The organism is Streptomyces chiangmaiensis (assembly GCF_036281785.1).
In the GTDB taxonomy this organism is placed as follows: Bacteria; Actinomycetota; Actinomycetes; order Streptomycetales; family Streptomycetaceae; genus Streptomyces; species Streptomyces chiangmaiensis.
This window is the reverse complement of record NZ_JAYWVC010000084.1, coordinates 15,143-32,809: the sequence shown is the minus strand read 5'-3', so window position 1 is coordinate 32,809 and position 17,667 is coordinate 15,143. Positions and strand designations below refer to the sequence as shown.

Here is a 17,667-nt window from a genome sequence, read left to right as displayed (position 1 = left end):
AGGCTACGGCCAGGGCTCCTACGAGGGAAAGACACAGCTTGTCCACCGTGTGGTGTTCAGGTTGTTGGTCGGTGAGATTCCGGAGGGCTTCCAGGTGCGTCGTGCCGATCCTTGGGGGCGGCAATTTACGCTTTGCTGCAACCCGGGCCACCTGGAAGCCGTGCCGCAGAAGGAAGTGCTGCGGCGCAGGGACTGGGAGAGCGCGCGAGCCAGGAGGACGCACCGTCCCCACGGCCACGCGTACACGCTGGAGAACTCGTATCTGGATCCCCGAGGGTTCCGGCAGTGCCGCGCCGAGAGGGGCAAGAGCCGCCGGGTTCCCCGGGCTCTGTGAGATTTTGTGAGACGTGAGAGGGTCTGAGGCGTGAGTGAGACACCGTCGAACACCCTGCAATACCGCTTTGACGGGCCAGAAGAGGCTCCCGTCCTGATCCTGGGTCCCTCCCTGGGTACCACATGGCACATGTGGGACCGGCAGGTCCCGGAGCTCGCCGAGCAGTGGCGGGTCTTCCGGTTCGACCTGCCCGGGCACGGCGGTGCGCCCGCCTACCCGGCGGGTTCCGTCGCCGATCTCACCCGCCGGCTCCTCGCCACCCTCGACGCGCTCGGTGTGCAGCGCTTCGGCTACGCGGGCTGTGCGCTCGGCGGTGCCATCGGAGCGGAGCTCGCGCTGCGCCACCCCGAGCGCCTCGCCTCGCTCGTCCTGATCGCCTCCTCGCCCCGCTTCGGCACGGCCGACGAGTTCCGTCAGCGTGGCGTGATCGTCCGGACGAACGGCCTCGACCCGATCGCCCGGACCGCCCCCGAACACTGGTTCACGGGAGGGTTCGCTGCCGCCCAGCCCGCGATCACCGAATGGGCCGTGCAGATGGTGCGCACCACCGACCCCGGCTGCTACATCGCGGCCTGCGAAGCGCTCGCCGCCTTCGACGTACAGGCGGAACTGGGGCGTATCGGAGTACCGACCCTGGTCCTGGTCGGCTCGGAGGACCGGGTGACCGGGCCGGCCGAGGCGCGCACCCTCGTCGCCGGGATACCGGACGCCCGGCTCGCGGTCGTCCCCGGCGCCTCCCATCTGGTGCCCGTCGAGCAGCCCGCGGCGGTCAGGGATCTGCTGGCCCACCACTTCTCGACCGCGTGGCACCCCGGGTACGACGTGGCGACCGGCCAGATGGCGGCCATCGCGGCGCCCCCCGTGAAACCGGTGCTGCCCGCACCCACGCGGATGGCGCCCGTGGCCGAGATTGCCCCGGCCGTCCGCCCGCTGGAGCCGGCGGGCAGGTCGGACCTGTACGACACAGGGATCAAGATCCGCCGCGAGGTGCTCGGTGACGCGCACGTGGACCGGGCACTCGCCTCGGCGGACGACTTCTCCGGAGACTTCCAGGAGTTCATCACCCGGTACGCGTGGGGCGAGATCTGGGACCGGCCGGGTCTGGACCGGCGCTCGCGCAGTTGTGTCACGCTCACCGCGCTCGTCGCGGGCGGCCATCTAGAGGAACTCGCTCTTCACACCCGGGCGGCCCTGCGCAACGGACTCACCCCGGGAGAGATCAAGGAAGTGCTGCTGCAGGCGGCGGTCTACTGCGGCGTACCGGCCGCGAACAGCGCGTTCAAGGTGGCGCAGCGGGTCATCCGGGAGGAGACGACCCCTCAGCAGTGATCGTCTGCCGGGTGGTGGGAGCACCACGCTGAGCGGGACCCGACCGTTTGGGCCCGGGCAGGATGGAATCATGAAGCTCACGAAGAAGTCGCACGCCTGCATCCGGCTCGAGAAGGACGGGCGCACGCTCGTCATCGACCCCGGTACCTTCAGCGAGGAGGACGTGGCGGTCGGTGCCGACGCCATCCTCGTGACCCACGAGCACATGGACCACTTCAGCGAGGACCGGCTGAGGGCCGGGATGGAAGCCCACCCGGGCGCCGAGATCTGGACCCTCGCATCCGTCGCGGAGCAGATCTCCGCGGCGTTCCCGGGCCGTGTGCACACCGTCGGCCATGGCGACACCTTCAGCGCCGCGGGCTTCGACGTCCAGGTGCACGGGGAGCTGCACGCGGTGATCCACCCGGACATCCCGCGCATCACGAACGTCGGGTACCTGATCGACGGCGGCAAGGTCTTCCACCCCGGCGACGCGCTCACCGTCCCCGACCATCCGGTGGAGACGCTGATGCTCCCCGTGATGGCCCCCTGGAACAAGATCGCCGAGGTCATCGACTATGTCCGTGAGGTGGGGCCGCAGCGCGCCTACGACATCCACGACGCCCTCCTGACGGACCTGGCCCGTCCGATCTACGACAACCAGATCGGTGCGCTGGGTGGCGCCGAGCACCTGAGGCTGACGCCCGGGGCGTCGGCGGAGCTCTGAGCACCACGGGAGCCGGGCGGCCGGGCCGGAGCGGGTTCCGCGGGGACGCGTTGTCGTACCCGCCAGGTAGGTTGTGAGGCATGCGCATCGCCACCTGGAACGTGAACTCGATCACCGCCCGCCTCCCGAGGCTCCTGGCCTGGCTGGAGAGCAGCGGCACGGACGTGCTGTGTCTCCAGGAAGCCAAGGTCGCCGAGCAGCAGTTCCCGTACGAGCAGCTGCGCGACCTGGGGTACGAGGCGGCTGTCCACGCCACCGGCCGGTGGAACGGCGTCGCGGTGATCTCCCGCGTCGGCATCGAGGACGTGGTCAAGGGGCTGCCCGGCGACCCGGGCTACGAGGGCGTCGAGGAGCCCCGCGCCCTGTCCGCGACCTGCGGCCCGGTCCGCGTCTGGTCGGTGTACGTGCCGAACGGCCGTGAGGTGGACCACCCCCACTACGCGTACAAGATCCAGTGGTTCGAGGCGCTGAAGGCGGCCGTGGCGGGCGACGCCGCGGGCAGCCGTCCGTTCGCGGTGATGGGCGACTACAACGTGGCCCCGACGGACGACGATGTCTACGACGTGGCGGCCTTCGAGGGCGCCACCCATGTCACCCCGGCCGAGCGCGCCGCCCTGGCCGGGCTGCGGGAGACGGGTCTCGCGGACGTCGTCCCGCGCCCGCTGAAGTATGATCGCCCGTTCACCTACTGGGACTACCGCCAGCTCGGCTTCCCCAAGAACCGGGGGATGCGCATCGATCTGGTCTACGGCAACAAGCCGTTCGCGGCGGCGGTCAAGGACGCCTACGTGGACCGTGAGGAGCGCAAGGGCAAGGGCGCGTCGGACCACGCGCCGGTGGTGGTGGACCTGGAGGTCTGAGGAGTTTGCCCGGTGTCACTATGGTGCGCCCCGTCGTGCCGGTGACACGCTGGATGCATGAACATCCCCTTCCTGGGCAACTGGCGCAAGAAGCGCGGCCGCGCCCGTGGTGTCGCGGTGTTCTTTGAGGGCGGCACCGATGCGAGCGCGGTCGCCCAACTCCTCTCCGAGTGCGAGTTGCTGCGCTCCCAGGCGGAGGATGCCGGCGTCGAACTCGACGACTCCGCGGCGTCGTTGGAGGCGCTTGACCAGGTCGTCCCACGCTGGCGTGACGACGAGGAGATCCTGCCCTGGCTCGGGAACGACGCGGGCCTGTACCTGGGCACGGTCATCGTGCGCACGGTCCCCGGCGCCGCTTGGGAGATCTGGCCGAACGGCCACCCCGTGGTGCGGCTGTCCTCCGGCCGTGAGCTCGACGTGGTGGCCGACGGCCACACCTGGGCCTCCACGGGCGCTCCGGAACTCTCGCATGTGTACGCCGAAGTGGCAGAGGTCTAGCGGCACCTCGATCGGCATGCAGTAAATACGGCTAATGCCCGAAAGGTGCGTGTCGGGTGTCGAGCGCCTCCCCGTCTGGATAGCTTGCGGGACCTGCGACACGGCTGAGCGAGTAGGGCGGGCAGGGCATGGCGGTCGATCCGCTGATCGAACTTGACGGCGTGAACAAGTGGTACGGCGACCTGCATGTCCTGCAGAACATCGATCTCACGGTCGCCAACGGGGAGGTCGTCGTGGTCGTCGGGCCGTCGGGGTCCGGCAAGTCCACGCTCTGCAGAACGATCAACCGGCTCGAGACCATCCAGTCCGGCGCCATCCGACTCGACGGCCGACCCCTTCCCGAGGAGGGCAGGGCCCTCGCCCGCCTCCGTGCCGACGTGGGCATGGTGTTCCAGTCATTCAACCTCTTCGCCCACAAGACCGTCCTGCAGAATGTCTCGCTCGCCCCGGTCAAGGTCCGCCGGCGCACAAGGGACGAGGCCGACAGGCGCTCCCTGGAACTCCTCGACCGCGTCGGCCTCGCCTCGCACGCGTCCACGTACCCGGCGCAGCTCTCCGGCGGCCAGCAGCAGCGGGTCGCCATCGCCCGCGCCCTCGCCATGGAGCCCAGGGCGCTCCTGTTCGACGAGCCGACCTCGGCGCTCGACCCCGAAATGATCAATGAGGTCCTGGAGGTCATGCGCCGGCTCGCCCTCGACGGCATGACCATGGTCGTGGTCACCCATGAGATGGGTTTCGCGCGGGCTTCCGCCGATCGCGTCGTCTTCATGGCGGACGGCCGCCTGGTCGAGGACCGCACCCCCGAGGAGTTCTTCACCGCTCCGCGCAGCGACCGTGCCAAGGACTTCCTGTCCAAGATCCTCAAGCACTGAGCGGGGGAGTGCGACCGTGATCCGTACCCGACATGTGTGGGCCACGCTGGCGCTGCTGGTGGCGCTGACGGCCGCCGCCTGCGGCAAGGAGGGCAGCCCGCCCACCAAGGGGCCGGCCACCGACAAGCTCCCGCACTACCGAGTGGCCCAGGGGTTTCGGCTCCCCGACTCGCCCACCTGGAAGCGGGCGAAGAAGCGCGGCTACTTCGTCGTCGGCGCCAAGGAGGACCAGCCCTACCTCGGTGAGAGGGACCCCGCCAGCGGCACCTTCTCGGGCTTCGACATCGAGATCGCGCGGATGATGTCGGCCTCGCTCGGCCTGGCGCCGGAGACGATCCGGTTCAGGACCATCGCCTCCGCCAACCGCGAAACCGCCCTGCAGAACGGGCAGATCGACTACTACGTCGGCACCTACACCATCAACGCCCTGCGCAAGAGGCTCGTCGGGTTCGTGGGCCCGTACTTCATGGCCGGCCAGGACCTGCTGGTCCGCAAGGACGAGCAGGGCATCGACGGCCCCGAGGATCTCGACGGCAAGCGCGTGTGCTCGGTCGCCGGTTCGACTCCGTACCAGCGGATGAAGAAGGACTACCCGAAGGCGGTCCTGGTCGCGTACGACACCTACTCCGTCTGCGTCGACAACCTGCTCACTTACCAGGTCGACGCCGTCACCACGGACGACGCCATCCTCATCGGCTTCGCGGCGAAGGCCCCGGACGAGCTCAGGGTCGTCGGCAGGCCCTTCTCCGAAGAGCCCTACGGCATCGGCGTTCCGCGCAGCGACAACGCCCTCAGATTCGCACTCGACGACGCACTGGAGGTCCGCATGAAGGACGGCGACTGGAAGAAGGCGTTCGAGGCGACGCTCGGCCTGTCCGGGGTGCCCGCGCCCACCCCGCCCGCCGTCGACCGCTACCCGGCGACCTGAGCGAGGCACGCGTGAACGTACTGACCGACAACTTCTCCGTCTTCGCCCAGGGCTTCCTGGGCACAGTCGAACTCACCGTCTATTCCTCCCTTTTGGCCCTCGCACTCGGCTTCGTGATGGCCTCCTTCCGGGTCGCTCCCGTGCGCCCCCTCAGGGTGTTCGGCACCGCGTGGGTGACGGTCCTGCGCAACACGCCGCTCACCCTGCTGTTCTTCGCGGTGCTGCTCGGGCTGCCGCGCTTCGGGCTCGTACTGCCCTTCATGGTGTTCGCCGTCCTGGCACTCGGCTGCTACACCTCGGCGTTCGTCTGCGAGGCACTGCGCTCGGGCATCAACACCGTGCCCACGGGCCAGGGCGAGGCGGCCCGCAGTCTCGGCATGTCCTTCGGGCAGACGCTGTCGCACGTCGTACTGCCGCAGGCATTCCGCACGGTGATCCCGCCGATCGGCTCCATCCTGATCGCGCTCGCCAAGAACTCGGCGATCGCCGGGGCGTTCAGCGTGACAGAGCTGCTCGGCACCTACCGGACCCTGAGCGAGCTGGGTTACAACATCGTCTGGACGTTCCTCTGGATCGCCGTCGGCTATCTCGTCGTCACCGGCGCCATCAGCGCGGTCTTCAACGTCCTGGAACGCCGTTGGGGATTCGCCCGATGACCGTGAAGGCCGCCGCGGCCACGGCCCTGTACGACATTCCGGGACCCAGAGCCCGGCGGCGGCACCGCGTCTTCGGTGCCGTCGCCGGCATCGTCCTCCTCGCGCTGGCCGGCTGGGTCGGGTATCTCCTCTTCGACACCGGGCAGTTCACGTACACGAAGTGGATGCCCTTCGAATACAAGGGGATTCAGGAACTTCTGCTGCGCGGGCTCGGAAACACGCTCAAAGCGTTCGCGATCGCGGCCGTGCTCTCGCTGGCCCTGGGCGGGATCCTGTCCACCGGACGGCTCTCCGAACACGCCCCGGTGCGGTGGCTGTCCATGCTGGTCGTCGAGTTCTTCCGCGCCATGCCGTTGCTCGTGATGATCTTCTTCATCTTCGTGGCGCTGAAGGTGCAGCCCCTGCCCGCACTGGTCGCGGGGCTGACGCTCTACAACGGCTCGGTGCTCGCGGAGGTCTTCCGCTCGGGGATCAACTCCGTGGACCGCGGGCAGAAGGAGGCCGCGTACGCGCTGGGCATGCGCAAGACGCAGGTCATGTCGTACGTCCTCGTGCCGCAGGCCGTACGAGCCATGCTGCCCGCCATCATCAGCCAGTTGGTGGTGGCGCTGAAGGACACCTCCCTGGGGTTCCTGATCACCTATGAGGAATTCCTCCACGCCGGGAAGCTCATCGCGTCGAACCTCGACTACGATTTGCCGTTCATCCCCGTGGTGATGGTGATCTCACCGATCTACATCGGGATGTGCATGCTGCTCTCCTGGGTCGCGCAGTGGGTGTCCCGGTGGGAGCGGCGCAGTCCCAAGACCGAGGCTGTGGACGTCGCGACGGCCGGGGCGGGGACGCTGCTGCCGGGTGGGGTTCCTCCCACGGCCCCGGGACCGTAGGGGGGAGAGCAGCAGCCACAGGGCCAGGCCCGGTCGGCGGCAGCCGGAGATCACTGCTCGCGCAGCGGAACGGACACATAGGAGGGATCGTCCGCCGGCGAGGAGAAGGTCAGCTGTGCGCCGGACGGGTTGTGCTCGATGTAGAGCGGGTCGACCGTGTCGACGACCAGGGCGAGCCGGTGTCCGGCCGGGACGTCGTACGCCGTGGAGAACAGATCCAGGTCCACGCCGAACGGCTTGCCGGGCGTCTGCCCGTACCAGGTGTACGGCGCGTTGCTGACCAGCTTGCCGAGGCCGAGCGGGCCCACGTCGTAGAGGTACGCGACGAGGGTGCCGCTCTCCTTGGTGCCGGTGACCGTGGTGTGCAACGTCACGGTGCCACGGATGCGTTGGGCGGTCGTGTACTTCTCCGACTGCCACACGGCGGCCCAGCGGCGCGGGAGAAGCGGGATCCAGGCCACCGGGGGTACCTGGGCCACCTGGTCGAGGATGCTGGAGAGGAAGACGGCCCCGCCGTCCGCGCCGGAGTCGACGTTCGCATGGATCCTGCTCGTACCGCCGAGGTCGATCTTCCTGCTGGTCGCGGCCACCGACTTCCAGTCCGGGTAGCCCTCGTAGCCTCCTGTGGAGCGGGACTCGAGCTGTACCGGCTGCTCCCGGTCGATGCCGTTGTCCACACCCTTGAGGTAGTGATTGAGCCATCGCCGGGTGTCGGTCCACACGTCGTTGGGCAGCCCGAACAGGCCGGTCAGTTCGGCTGTGGCGTGGTCGCCCGGACGCAGTTCCAGTCTCTTCGGGCCCGTCAGCTTCTCGTAGAAGTCGGCGTACCCGTTGACCGGGAAGATCGTGTCACCCCAGGCGTTGGCGAGCATGACGGCCGCGCCGTTGCGATTGATCCGGTCGACGTACGTCGCCGGTGAGCGCTTCTTGCCCCACGCGATGATCTCCTGTTCCCTGGAGAGATCGGAGGCGTAGAAGTCGTTGAACACCCGCCTCACTTCAGGGCTCTCGCGGCCGGTGAGTGTCGCCGCGCCGTCCAGCAGGGCGGCCGCCTGGAGGTGCTGGGTGCGGCCGGAGTAGATCGAGCCGATCAGATCCGACCAGCCGCTGAGGGAGGCGACCGCCTTGATGCGCTTGTCGTGGGCCGCCGCGAGCAGACTGATGCCTGCGCCGTAGGAGACGCCCGCCATGCCGATGTGTCCCGCGTCGGCCGGGGTGTTGGCGATCGCCCAGTCGATGACCTTGGAGGCGTCGGCTATGTCGGACGGGCCCGCCACCTCGATCCGGCCGCCGGACTGCCAGAAACCGCGCACGTTGTAGGTGACCACGACATAGCCGGAATCGGCGAGTTGCCGGGCCTGGGCCAGATATTCGACCTGCGGCAGGCCCCAGCTCGTGGGCAGCACGACGAGTGGATAGCGCCGTGTGCCGTCGGCGCCCGCGGGAGTGACGACGTTCCCCTTGAGGACCGTGCCGCCGTCGCCGGTGATGTCGACGAAGCGGACGCCGGCGTCGGCCTGCGCGGTGGGAGCGAGCCCGAGGGCGCTGCCGGCGATCAGCGTCGCCGAGACGGCACCCACGGTGGTCGTACGCAGGGCCTTGCGGGAAGTCCCGCCCGTCTCCCACCGCCGCCCTGCCCGACGGCGCTTCCCGCCCCCTTGCGTCATGGGTCACTCCTCACTCGTGTCAGTGCAAAGTGACCCGACGGTAACCTCAGGCCCTTACCAGAGGTAACCCGTCGGTAAGTTACGTGCGAGTAACGATTGTTGAAGCCCGGGCGGACCTACGAGGCGCGGTGGGATTTGCGCTGGGCCGGCACCGGAGCGGGAGCCTGGGCGGCCCGGGTGATGTCTGCCACCAGTTCGACCACATCCGGCCCGTACGCCTGCGAGTTGACGACCTTCAGCAACAGGGCGAAGGAGCCCGCGCCGTACTTGCGCGCCAGGCGCTCGTGATGGCGCGCAAGATAGCGTGTCGCCGCCTGGTTGGTGATCGCGCGCTGGCCGCAGAACAGGAAGACGGGACGTGCGCCACGCCCCTGGTCCGCGGTGAGCCGCGCGAGAACAACGAACTCGGCTTTGCCGGCCTGCAGCGCGTAGCGCTCGCCGCCTATCCTGAACGCCCCTCGCTCCGGGCCCGGTTCGGGGTCGGTGTTCACCTGGATGCCTGGCAGCAAAGAGTGCAGATGCGCCGCCATCCGGCGGTTCGACGCGGGGCCGCCGACACAGAACTCGGTACGCTCGCCGAAGCCCTGCTGAGCCGTGTCGTGCGTGATGATCTGGGCATGGGCGCCGCAGTCCTTGATGAGCGCGGACAACTCCAGCAGCGCGAACACGTCGTGGCGCGTCACCGTCAGCTCGGGGCCGCCGGCGTCGCGGTTGACCACGAGCAGCGACTCGGAGTTGTCGGGCAGCCCGAAGAACTCTTGCTTGCGCCGGAGCTTTCGCTTCCATAGATAGGTACGGGCCAGCCAGCCGAGGGCCGCGCTGATGCCGGCCGCGACCACCCCAAGGATGATGTTGCGCACGTCGTCGTTCATGGGCGCGCATGCTAGCGGGCCCGCCGGATCGGCCGTTGCAGCGGTCGGGCCGACAGCGAGGTCGCATGCCGGTCGGTTGCTCCCGGCGCACCGCGGTTCGGCCCGGCAGCGGCTGCCAGGTCGTGTCGCCCGGCCGGCGCCCCTTCGGTGGATAGCCGCAGTCGATACGGGTGACCTCTCGGTCACCGTCGTCGGAGTCGACCACGGCGACACCCGTGCAGGCCCTGCCGTGCTCGTCGGTCCAGGTGGCGCGGGGTCCCCACGCATCCGCACACTCGCATGGGCGTCCGTACGGATCGCGTGCCATGTGGACGGCGTTGACGGGATCGGTCACGGCGTCGCTCATGAGCGCGTAGCGGGCCCGTGGGGACCGGTGTTCGATGGGACTGACGGGACCATGGCAATACGGTTACGCTGCGTGGACGGTCGTCCACTGGAGGTGCGAATGCGTCGCCCTGTCGCACGGAATCTGGCGGTGTTGGCGGTCTCGGCCGCCGTGGTGTCGGTGGGAGCGGCGGCGCCGCCGGGGACCGCCCGCCCGGCGACCCCCGGGAAGGTGCCCGTGGCCGTGGGCTACGGTGGGGCCGTGGCGAGCGTCGACGCGGACGCCTCCGCCGCAGGCATCGAGGTCCTCAGAAAGGGCGGCAACGCGGTCGACGCGGCTGTCGCCACCGCGGCGGCCCTCGGCGTCACGGAGCCGTACTCGGCGGGCATCGGCGGAGGCGGCTACTTCGTCTACTACGACGCCAGGACCAGAACGGTGCACACGATCGACGGCCGCGAGACGGCCCCGCTGACCGCGAACTCCCAGCTCTTCATGGAGAACGGCAAGGCGCTCGCCTTCGCCGACGCCGTCAGCAGCGGTCTGAGCGTCGGTACCCCGGGCACGCCCGCCACCTGGCAGAAGGCGCTGGACGAGTGGGGCACCGAGCGGCTCGGCACGGTCCTGAAGCCGGCCGAGCGGATCGCGCGCCAGGGGTTCACCGTCGACGACACCTTCCGCTCGCAGACCGCGTCCAACGAGACCCGCTTCCGGTACTTCCCGGACACGGCCAGGCTGTTCCTGCCGGGCGGGCAGCTCCCTGCCGTCGGTTCCTCCTTCAAGAATCCCGACCTCGCGCGTACCTACGCGGAGCTGGGCCGCAAGGGCATAGGCGCGATCTACCACGGCGACCTGGGCGAGGACATGGTCGCCACCGTGAACAAGCCCCCGGTCGACCCGTCATCCGGCTGGAACGCCCGCCCGGGCAAGCTGTCCGCACGGGACCTCGCGGCCTACCGGGCGAAACTTCAGGCCCCCACGAAGACCTCCTACCGCGGTCTCGGCGTCTACTCCATCGCGCCCTCCTCCTCCGGCGGCACGACCGTGGGCGAAGCCCTCAACATCCTGGAGCGGACGGACCTCTCCAAGGCGAGCGAGGTGCAGTACCTGCACCACTTCATCGAGGCGAGCCGCATCGCCTTCGCCGACCGCGGGCGCTGGGTCGGTGACCCCGCCTTCGAGGACGTCCCGACCAACGGGCTGCTGTCACAGAAGTACGCCGATGCGCGCGCCTGCCTGATCAAGGACGACGCGGTGCTCACCAGCCCGCTCGCACCCGGCGACCCGCACCACCCGGTGGCCTGCGGCACCACGGGCACGGCGGCCCCGACCACGTACGAGGGCGAGAACACCACGCATCTGACGGTCGCCGACAAGTGGGGCAACGTCGTCTCCTACACGCTCACCATCGAGCAGACCGGCGGTAGTGGCATCACCGTCCCGGGGCGGGGCTTCCTCCTCAACAACGAGCTGACGGACTTCTCCTTCACGCCCGCCAACCCGGCCGTCCACGACCCGAATCTGCCCGGTCCGGGCAAGCGGCCCCGCTCCTCGATCTCGCCGACGATCGTGCTGGACCAGCGGGACAGGCCGGTCGTCGCGCTCGGTTCGCCCGGTGGCGCGACCATCATCACGACCGTGCTGCAGACCCTGACCGGGTTCCTCGACCGGCATCTGCCGCTCGTGGACGCGATCGCCGCGCCACGCGCCAGCCAGCGCAACGCGGCGAAGACGGAACTCGAACCCGGCCTCTACAACAGCGACCTGCGGGCACAGCTGGAGGCGATCGGGCACTCCTTCACGCTGAACCCGGAGATCGGCGCCGCCACCGGTGTGCAGCGGCTGCCGGACGGCAAGTGGCTGGCCGCCGCCGAGAAGGTGCGGCGCGGCGGCGGATCGGCGATGGTCGTGGACCCGGCGTCGTAACGGCCGTCGTGCGGATCACTCGGGGCGCGTGGTCCCGTTTCCCTCGGGGCGGGCCGTCTCGCCGCCCTGCACCGCGGGAGGGCTGATGTCGCCGCCGGACTCCGTGGAGTCGGCCTGTGCACCCCGTTCCGTGGGAGCGACGGCCGGCTCCTTCGGGGCGGGTGGCTCCGCCCGGAAGGCGAGCTCTCCGCCCTCGGCGCCCACCACGACCCTGCCGCCCCGCTCGATCCGGCCGTCCAGCAGCAACCGGGAGAGCTGGTTGTCGACGTCCCGCTGGATGGTGCGGCGCAGCGGCCGGGCACCGTACTCCGGCTGGAAGCCACGCTGTGCCAGCCAGTCGACGGCCCCGTCGGTGAAGGTGACGTCGATGTCCTGGGCTTGCAGCAGACGCCGCGTCTTGTCGAGCATCAGATCGGTGATGCGCCGCAATTGCTCCGCCGTGAGCTGCCGGAAGATCACGATCTCGTCGATGCGGTTGATGAACTCCGGCCGGAAGTGCTCGCGCAGCGGACGCAGGATCTGCTCCCGGCGCGCCTCCTCGTCCGCCTCGGCACCGCCGGGCCCGAACCCGATGCCCGCACCGCGGCGGGTGATCGCCTCGGAGCCGAGGTTGCTGGTCATCACGATGACGGTGTTGGTGAAGTCCACCGTGCGGCCCTGGGAGTCGGTGAGCCGGCCGTCGTCGAGGACCTGCAGCAGGATGTTGAAGACGTCCGGGTGCGCCTTCTCCACCTCGTCGAGCAGCAGCAGGGAGTACGGATGGCGCCGTACGACCTCGGTGAGCTGGCCCGCCTCCTCGTGGCCGATGTACCCGGGCGGGGCGCCCACCAGGCGGCTGACGGTGTGCCGTTCCTGGTACTCGCTCATGTCCAGGCGCACCATGCGCTCGTCGCTGCCGAAGAGCGCCTCCGCGAGCGCCCGGGCCAGCTCGGTCTTGCCGACGCCGGTCGGGCCGAGGAAGAGGAAGCTGCCGATCGGCCGGTCGGCGCTGGACAGTCCGGCGCGCGAGCGCAGCACCGCGTCGGCGACCGCGCTGACTGCCTCGTCCTGCCCTATGACCCGATGGTGCAGATGCTGCTCCAGCCCGAGCAGCCGTTCCTTCTCCTCCTGCGTGAGGCGGCTGACCGGGACGCCGGTGAGGCGCGAGACGACCTCGGCGACGGCCTCGGCGGTCACCTCCAGGTGCTGCCCCTCGTCGGCCTCGCTGTCGCCCGATGCCTGCCCGATCTGCTCCTTGAGACGGGTGATGCGGTCACGCAGCTGGGTGGCCTGCTCGTACTGCTCGTCGGCCACCGCCTGGTTCTTGTCCCGGGTCAGCTGCTCGACCTCGCGCTCCATGGCCCGCACGTCCGTGCCCTTGGTGCGGGCGCGCAGCCGTACCCGGGCGCCCGCCTGGTCGATCAGGTCGATCGCCTTGTCGGGCAGATGGCGGTCGGTGAGATAGCGGTCGGACAGCTCCACGGCCGCCACCAGTGCCTCGTCGGTGTACCGGACCTGGTGGTGGGCCTCGTAGCGGTCGCGCAGCCCGCGCAGGATCTCGATGGCGTCGGCGACGGACGGCTCGGGCACCAGGATCGGCTGGAAGCGGCGCGCCAGCGCCGCGTCCTTCTCGATACGGCGGTACTCCTCCAGCGTGGTGGCGCCCACGACATGCAGTTCACCGCGGGCCAGGGCGGGCTTGAGGATGTTGCCCGCGTCCATGGACGCGCCTTCCGTGCCGCCGCCCCCGGCACCGACGACGGTGTGCAATTCGTCGATGAAGACGATCAGTTCGTCGGAGTGCGAGCGGATCTCGCCGACGATGTTGTTCAGCCGCTCCTCGAAGTCACCGCGGTAGCGGGTGCCGGCGACGACGCCGGTCAGGTCCAGCGCGACGACCCGGCGACCGCAGAGGATCTCGGGCACGTCCCCGTCGGAGATGTGCTGGGCGAGCCCCTCGACGATCGCGGTCTTGCCCACGCCTGCGTCACCGATGAGGACCGGGTTGTTCTTGCCGCGGCGGGAGAGCACCTCGATGGTCTGCTCGATCTCGTCGTCCCGCCCGATCACCGGGTCGATACGGCCCTGACGGGCCAGGCCGGTGAGATCGCGGCTGTACTTGTCCAGGGTGGGGGTGGGACTGGGGCGCGGTCGTTCCGGGCGCGGCTGTGTGGCCTCTCCCGTCTCGGGCGACGGGGTGGGCGGCGCGAAGTGGGCGGAGTGCAGGATGTGCCCGGCGGCCGAGTCAGGATTTGCGGCCAGGGCGCTGAGCACATGCTCGGGGCCGATGTAGCCGGTGCCGCTCGCCCGGGCCAGCTCGTGCGCGTCCAGCAGGGCACGTTTGACGGCGGGCGTCAGCGAGAGCGAGGTGGGCGGTGGCACGTCGGCCGGGCCCTGGGGCGGGCCGGAGCGCTGGTCGATCTCCGTCGCCAGCGAGTCGGGATCCGCTCCCGCGCGGGTGAGCAGACTCCTGGTCGGTTCGGCGGAGAGCGCGGCGCGCAGCAGGTGCTGGGTGTCGAGGTCGCGGCTGCCGTGCTGGGCGGCGTACTGCGCCGCTCCGACGACCAGCTGCCGGGCCGGCTCGCTCAGCAGCCGGCCGAGGTCGACCTGCCGGGGACCGGGACGCTGTCCGCCGAAGATTCGTGAGAAGAACTCTGCGAAGGGGTCCGAGCCGTAGCCCTGCGGACCGTTGAACCCGCTGGTCATGGCCATCCGTTCCGGCGTCCCGGCGGGGCCCGGGACACGCTCGTTGATCGACGTGGCGGTGCCGGGTGCCCGGGCGGGGCCCGGTTACACCTGTGGGCGCGCACGGCGCACGTATCACGATGGCACCCACGATGGCACGAACGCACTCCGGCGGCATGTTCAGCAGGGCGGGCGGTCCGGGCAGCGGGCGCCGCCGGGTCGTCGCGGGCCGTTCGGGCCGGTCACGTCCACGCGGCGGGCAGCATGGCAGAGGTGGCGGCGGGTGCCGGGATCTCCGCCGAGACCCTCCGCGAGATCGAGACGGGGCGCGCGCCGACCCCGGCGTTCTTCACCGTCGCGGCCCTCGCGTGGGTGCCCGGTCTGACCCTGCGCGTCGGCCGTGGCCTGCATCATGGGCGTCCCCGCACGTGAGCGGTCGACGTCCGAGAGGCGGACGGCCGATCGGCACGGGTGTGCACCGGTGGCGAACGCGCCCATGGGAGGGCTCTGCACCGGGGCGGAAAACTCTCTGTAGCGCCTCCGTGACACGGCTGGTGTTTTCTGCCGTCCCGGAGCGCTCCACTCGGGCGGGAGCCGGGCGGTGGCAGTGGATCGACGCCCGGTCCGCTACCCGATGCCCGCCGCCGACCCGGCCGCCGCGGCCGGCGCCCTCACCGCCGCGGGCCGCACCGCGGCGGCCGATCCGCAGGGGCTCGTGCCGCTGTTTGTCGAGGCGGCCCGGGGTGTCCCGGACGCGCGTCACCGCGATCTCGTGCACGCCCTCAGGGCCGCCGGATTCACCACCTGAGCAGCCCGTCGACAATCCGACCAGTCACTCGCAAGGAGTGCGAAACGTGATCGACTCAGCGGGTTGACGACGATGGTCTTGGCAAGGCCGTCGCAGAGGCTTACGTTCGACCCTCTACCACCTGTGTCTACGGGCGTAGAGGCTCTGTGACGTCCCCGCGAGGACTACAGGCAAAGGAGCGGCACCATGGCCCACGTCGTACGCGCCGCACTGGTCCAGGCGACCTGGACCGGTGACACCGAATCCATGATCGCCAAACATGTGGAGCACGCCCGCGAGGCGGCCCGCACGGGCGCGAAGATCATCGGCTTCCAGGAAGTCTTCAACGCCCCTTACTTCTGCCAGGTCCAGGAACCCGAGCACTATCGCTGGGCCGAGCCCGTGCCCGACGGCCCCACGGTCACCCGGATGCGGGAACTGGCGCGCGAGACCGGCATGGTGATCGTCGTCCCCGTCTTCGAGATCGAGCAGTCCGGCTTCTACTACAACACCGCCGCCGTGATCGACGCGGACGGCACCTACCTCGGCAAGTACCGCAAGCACCACATCCCCCAGGTCAAGGGCTTCTGGGAGAAGTACTACTTCAAGCCGGGCAACCTCGGCTGGCCCGTCTTCGACACCAAGGTCGGCAAAGTCGGCGTGTACATCTGCTACGACCGCCACTTCCCGGAGGGCTGGCGGCAACTCGGCCTGAACGGCGCCCAGTTGGTTTACAACCCCTCCGCCACCTCACGTGGCCTGTCCGCGTACCTCTGGCAGCTGGAGCAGCCCGCGGCCGCCGTCGCCAACGAGTACTTCGTCGCCGCGATCAACCGCGTGGGCCGGGAGGAGTACGGCGACAACGACTTCTACGGCACGAGCTACTTCGTCGATCCCCGTGGGCAGTTCGTAGGGGAGGTCGCCGGCGACAAGGAGGAGGAGCTCGTCGTGAGGGATCTCGACTTCGACCTCATCGAAGAAGTGCGGCAGCAGTGGGCGTTCTACCGCGACCGCCGCCCCGACGCGTACGAAGGACTGGTGAAGCCGTGAGTGACCTGTACGCCCGCCACAAGGCCGTCCTGCCCGACTGGCTGGCCCTCTACTACAAGGACCCTCTGGAGATCACCCACGGCGAGGGCCGCCATGTCTGGGGCGCCGACGGGAAGAAGTACCTCGACTTCTTCGGCGGCATCCTCACCACGATGACCGCCCACGCCCTGCCCGAGGTCACCAAGGCGGTGACCGAGCAGGCCGGGCGGATCCTGCACTCCTCGACCCTCTACCTCAACCGGCCGATGGTCGACCTCGCCGAGCGCATCGCCCAGTTGTCGGGCATCCCGGACGCCCGCGTCTTCTTCACCACGTCCGGCACCGAGGCCAACGACACCGCTCTGCTGCTGGCGACGACGTACCGCCGCAGCAACCAGATTCTGGCGATGCGCAACAGCTACCACGGCCGCTCGTTCAGCGCGGTCGGCATCACCGGCAACCGCGGCTGGTCACCCACATCGCTGTCACCGTTGCAGACCCTGTACGTCCACGGAGGAGTCCGCACCCGCGGTCCCTTCGCCCGCCTGAGCGACACCGACTTCATCGCGGCCTGTGTCGAGGACCTGAAGGACCTGCTCGGGCACACGCGGCCGCCCGCGGCACTGATCGCCGAGCCGATCCAGGGCGTCGGCGGCTTCACGTCGCCGCCCGACGGGCTCTACGCGGCCTTCCGGGAGATTCTCGACGAGCACGGCATCCTGTGGATCGCGGACGAGGTGCAGACCGGCTGGGGCCGCACCGGTGACCACTTCTGGGGCTGGCAGGCACATGGCCGAAGCGGGCCGCCGGACATCCTCACCTTCGCCAAGGGCATCGGGAACGGCATGTCCATCGGAGGTGTCGTCGCCCGCGCCGACATCATGAACTGCCTGGACGCCAACTCCATCTCGACGTTCGGCGGCACCCAGATCACCATGGCGGCCGGACTCGCCAACCTCTCGTACCTGCTCGAGCACGACCTCCAGGGCAACGCCCGGCGCGTCGGCGGCATGCTCATCGAGCGGCTGCGGGCCGTCGCCGCCCAGCTCCCCGTCGTACGCGAGGTGCGCGGCCGCGGCCTGATGATCGGCGTCGAGCTGGTGCGCCCCGGCACCGACGAGGCCGACCCGGACACGGCGTCGGCCGTGCTCGAGGCCGCACGCGCCGGGGGCCTGCTGATCGGCAAGGGCGGCGGGCACAACACCAGCGTGCTGCGCATCGCCCCGCCGCTCACGCTCACCGTCGCGGAGGCCGAGGAGGGCGCCGCGATTCTCGAGCACGCCCTCGGGAGCGTCCACTGACGACCCACTCCCTCGACAGCGCCGTCACG

15 protein-coding genes and 2 pseudogenes are annotated in these 17,667 nt (G+C 69.8%); 14 read left to right on the top strand and 3 right to left on the bottom strand.

The window, feature by feature from the left end:
- The 9 genes and pseudogenes from VXC91_RS23170 to VXC91_RS23130 form a co-directional block, all read left to right on the top strand.
- Positions 1 to 334: pseudogene (locus VXC91_RS23170) on the top strand (hypothetical protein); the annotation flags it as partial.
- A gap of 30 nt (positions 335 to 364) precedes the next feature.
- Positions 365 to 1,663 carry a bifunctional 3-oxoadipate enol-lactonase/4-carboxymuconolactone decarboxylase PcaDC gene (pcaDC, locus tag VXC91_RS23165; RefSeq protein WP_329509237.1) on the top strand — a complete coding sequence of 433 codons (1,299 nt, stop codon included), beginning with the start codon at positions 365 to 367 and terminating at the stop codon, positions 1,661 to 1,663.
- A 70-nt stretch (positions 1,664 to 1,733) separates the two neighbouring features.
- Positions 1,734 to 2,369, top strand: coding sequence for an MBL fold metallo-hydrolase (locus tag VXC91_RS23160; RefSeq protein WP_329509236.1), 636 nt, complete (start codon positions 1,734 to 1,736; stop codon positions 2,367 to 2,369).
- Positions 2,370 to 2,449: 80 nt separating this feature from the next.
- Positions 2,450 to 3,229: an exodeoxyribonuclease III gene (locus VXC91_RS23155; RefSeq protein ID WP_329509235.1), complete on the top strand. Its 780-nt coding sequence runs from the start codon at positions 2,450 to 2,452 to the stop codon at positions 3,227 to 3,229.
- Positions 3,230 to 3,286: 57 nt separating this feature from the next.
- Positions 3,287 to 3,727, top strand: a complete 441-nt coding sequence (locus tag VXC91_RS23150; protein WP_329509234.1) for a DUF6278 family protein — start codon at positions 3,287 to 3,289, stop codon at positions 3,725 to 3,727.
- Between the two features lie 128 nt (positions 3,728 to 3,855).
- Positions 3,856 to 4,599: an amino acid ABC transporter ATP-binding protein gene (locus tag VXC91_RS23145; RefSeq protein WP_329509233.1), complete on the top strand. Its 744-nt coding sequence runs from the start codon at positions 3,856 to 3,858 to the stop codon at positions 4,597 to 4,599.
- A gap of 19 nt (positions 4,600 to 4,618) precedes the next feature.
- Complete coding sequence (locus VXC91_RS23140) at positions 4,619 to 5,527, top strand: glutamate ABC transporter substrate-binding protein (protein WP_329509238.1); 909 nt, start codon at positions 4,619 to 4,621, stop codon at positions 5,525 to 5,527.
- Between the two features lie 11 nt (positions 5,528 to 5,538).
- Complete coding sequence (locus VXC91_RS23135) at positions 5,539 to 6,183, top strand: amino acid ABC transporter permease (protein ID WP_329509232.1); 645 nt, start codon at positions 5,539 to 5,541, stop codon at positions 6,181 to 6,183.
- Entirely contained in the window at positions 6,180 to 7,070 is an 891-nt protein-coding gene (locus VXC91_RS23130) for an amino acid ABC transporter permease (protein ID WP_329509231.1), read from the top strand. Before VXC91_RS23135 ends, VXC91_RS23130 begins: the two co-directional genes overlap by 4 nt.
- 50 nt (positions 7,071 to 7,120) lie before the next feature.
- Here VXC91_RS23130 and VXC91_RS23125 read toward each other — a convergent pair whose 3' ends face one another.
- Together VXC91_RS23125 and VXC91_RS23120 are read right to left on the bottom strand one after the other, a co-directional pair.
- Positions 7,121 to 8,737, bottom strand: a complete 1,617-nt coding sequence (locus VXC91_RS23125; RefSeq protein ID WP_329509230.1) for an alpha/beta fold hydrolase — start codon at positions 8,735 to 8,737, stop codon at positions 7,121 to 7,123.
- Positions 8,738 to 8,853: 116 nt separating this feature from the next.
- A complete protein-coding gene (locus VXC91_RS23120; protein ID WP_329509229.1) occupies positions 8,854 to 9,609 on the bottom strand; it encodes a hypothetical protein in 756 nt (251 codons plus the stop codon).
- A 445-nt stretch (positions 9,610 to 10,054) separates the two neighbouring features.
- On the opposite strand from VXC91_RS23120, the gene ggt reads away from it, so the two are divergent.
- Positions 10,055 to 11,857 (top strand): gamma-glutamyltransferase, encoded by a 1,803-nt coding sequence (ggt, locus tag VXC91_RS23115; protein WP_329509228.1) that lies wholly within the window; start codon positions 10,055 to 10,057, stop codon positions 11,855 to 11,857.
- A 15-nt stretch (positions 11,858 to 11,872) separates the two neighbouring features.
- Here the strand turns inward: ggt and VXC91_RS23110 are convergent, their stop codons facing one another.
- Entirely contained in the window at positions 11,873 to 14,542 is a 2,670-nt protein-coding gene (locus VXC91_RS23110) for an ATP-dependent Clp protease ATP-binding subunit (RefSeq protein ID WP_329509227.1), read from the bottom strand.
- Positions 14,543 to 14,782: 240 nt separating this feature from the next.
- Between VXC91_RS23110 and VXC91_RS23105 the strand changes: the two are divergent.
- From VXC91_RS23105 to VXC91_RS23090, 4 genes and pseudogenes are all read left to right on the top strand, one after another.
- Positions 14,783 to 14,953 (top strand): annotated as a pseudogene (locus tag VXC91_RS23105) (helix-turn-helix domain-containing protein); the annotation flags it as partial.
- A gap of 169 nt (positions 14,954 to 15,122) precedes the next feature.
- Positions 15,123 to 15,329 (top strand): hypothetical protein, encoded by a 207-nt coding sequence (locus VXC91_RS23100; protein ID WP_329509226.1) that lies wholly within the window; start codon positions 15,123 to 15,125, stop codon positions 15,327 to 15,329.
- A 186-nt stretch (positions 15,330 to 15,515) separates the two neighbouring features.
- Complete coding sequence (locus VXC91_RS23095; protein WP_329509225.1) at positions 15,516 to 16,358, top strand: nitrilase-related carbon-nitrogen hydrolase; 843 nt, start codon at positions 15,516 to 15,518, stop codon at positions 16,356 to 16,358.
- Positions 16,355 to 17,638, top strand: a complete 1,284-nt coding sequence (locus VXC91_RS23090) for an aspartate aminotransferase family protein (RefSeq protein ID WP_329509224.1) — start codon at positions 16,355 to 16,357, stop codon at positions 17,636 to 17,638. The genes VXC91_RS23095 and VXC91_RS23090 overlap by 4 nt, the downstream gene beginning before the upstream one ends.
- Positions 17,639 to 17,667 lie beyond the last annotated feature (29 nt).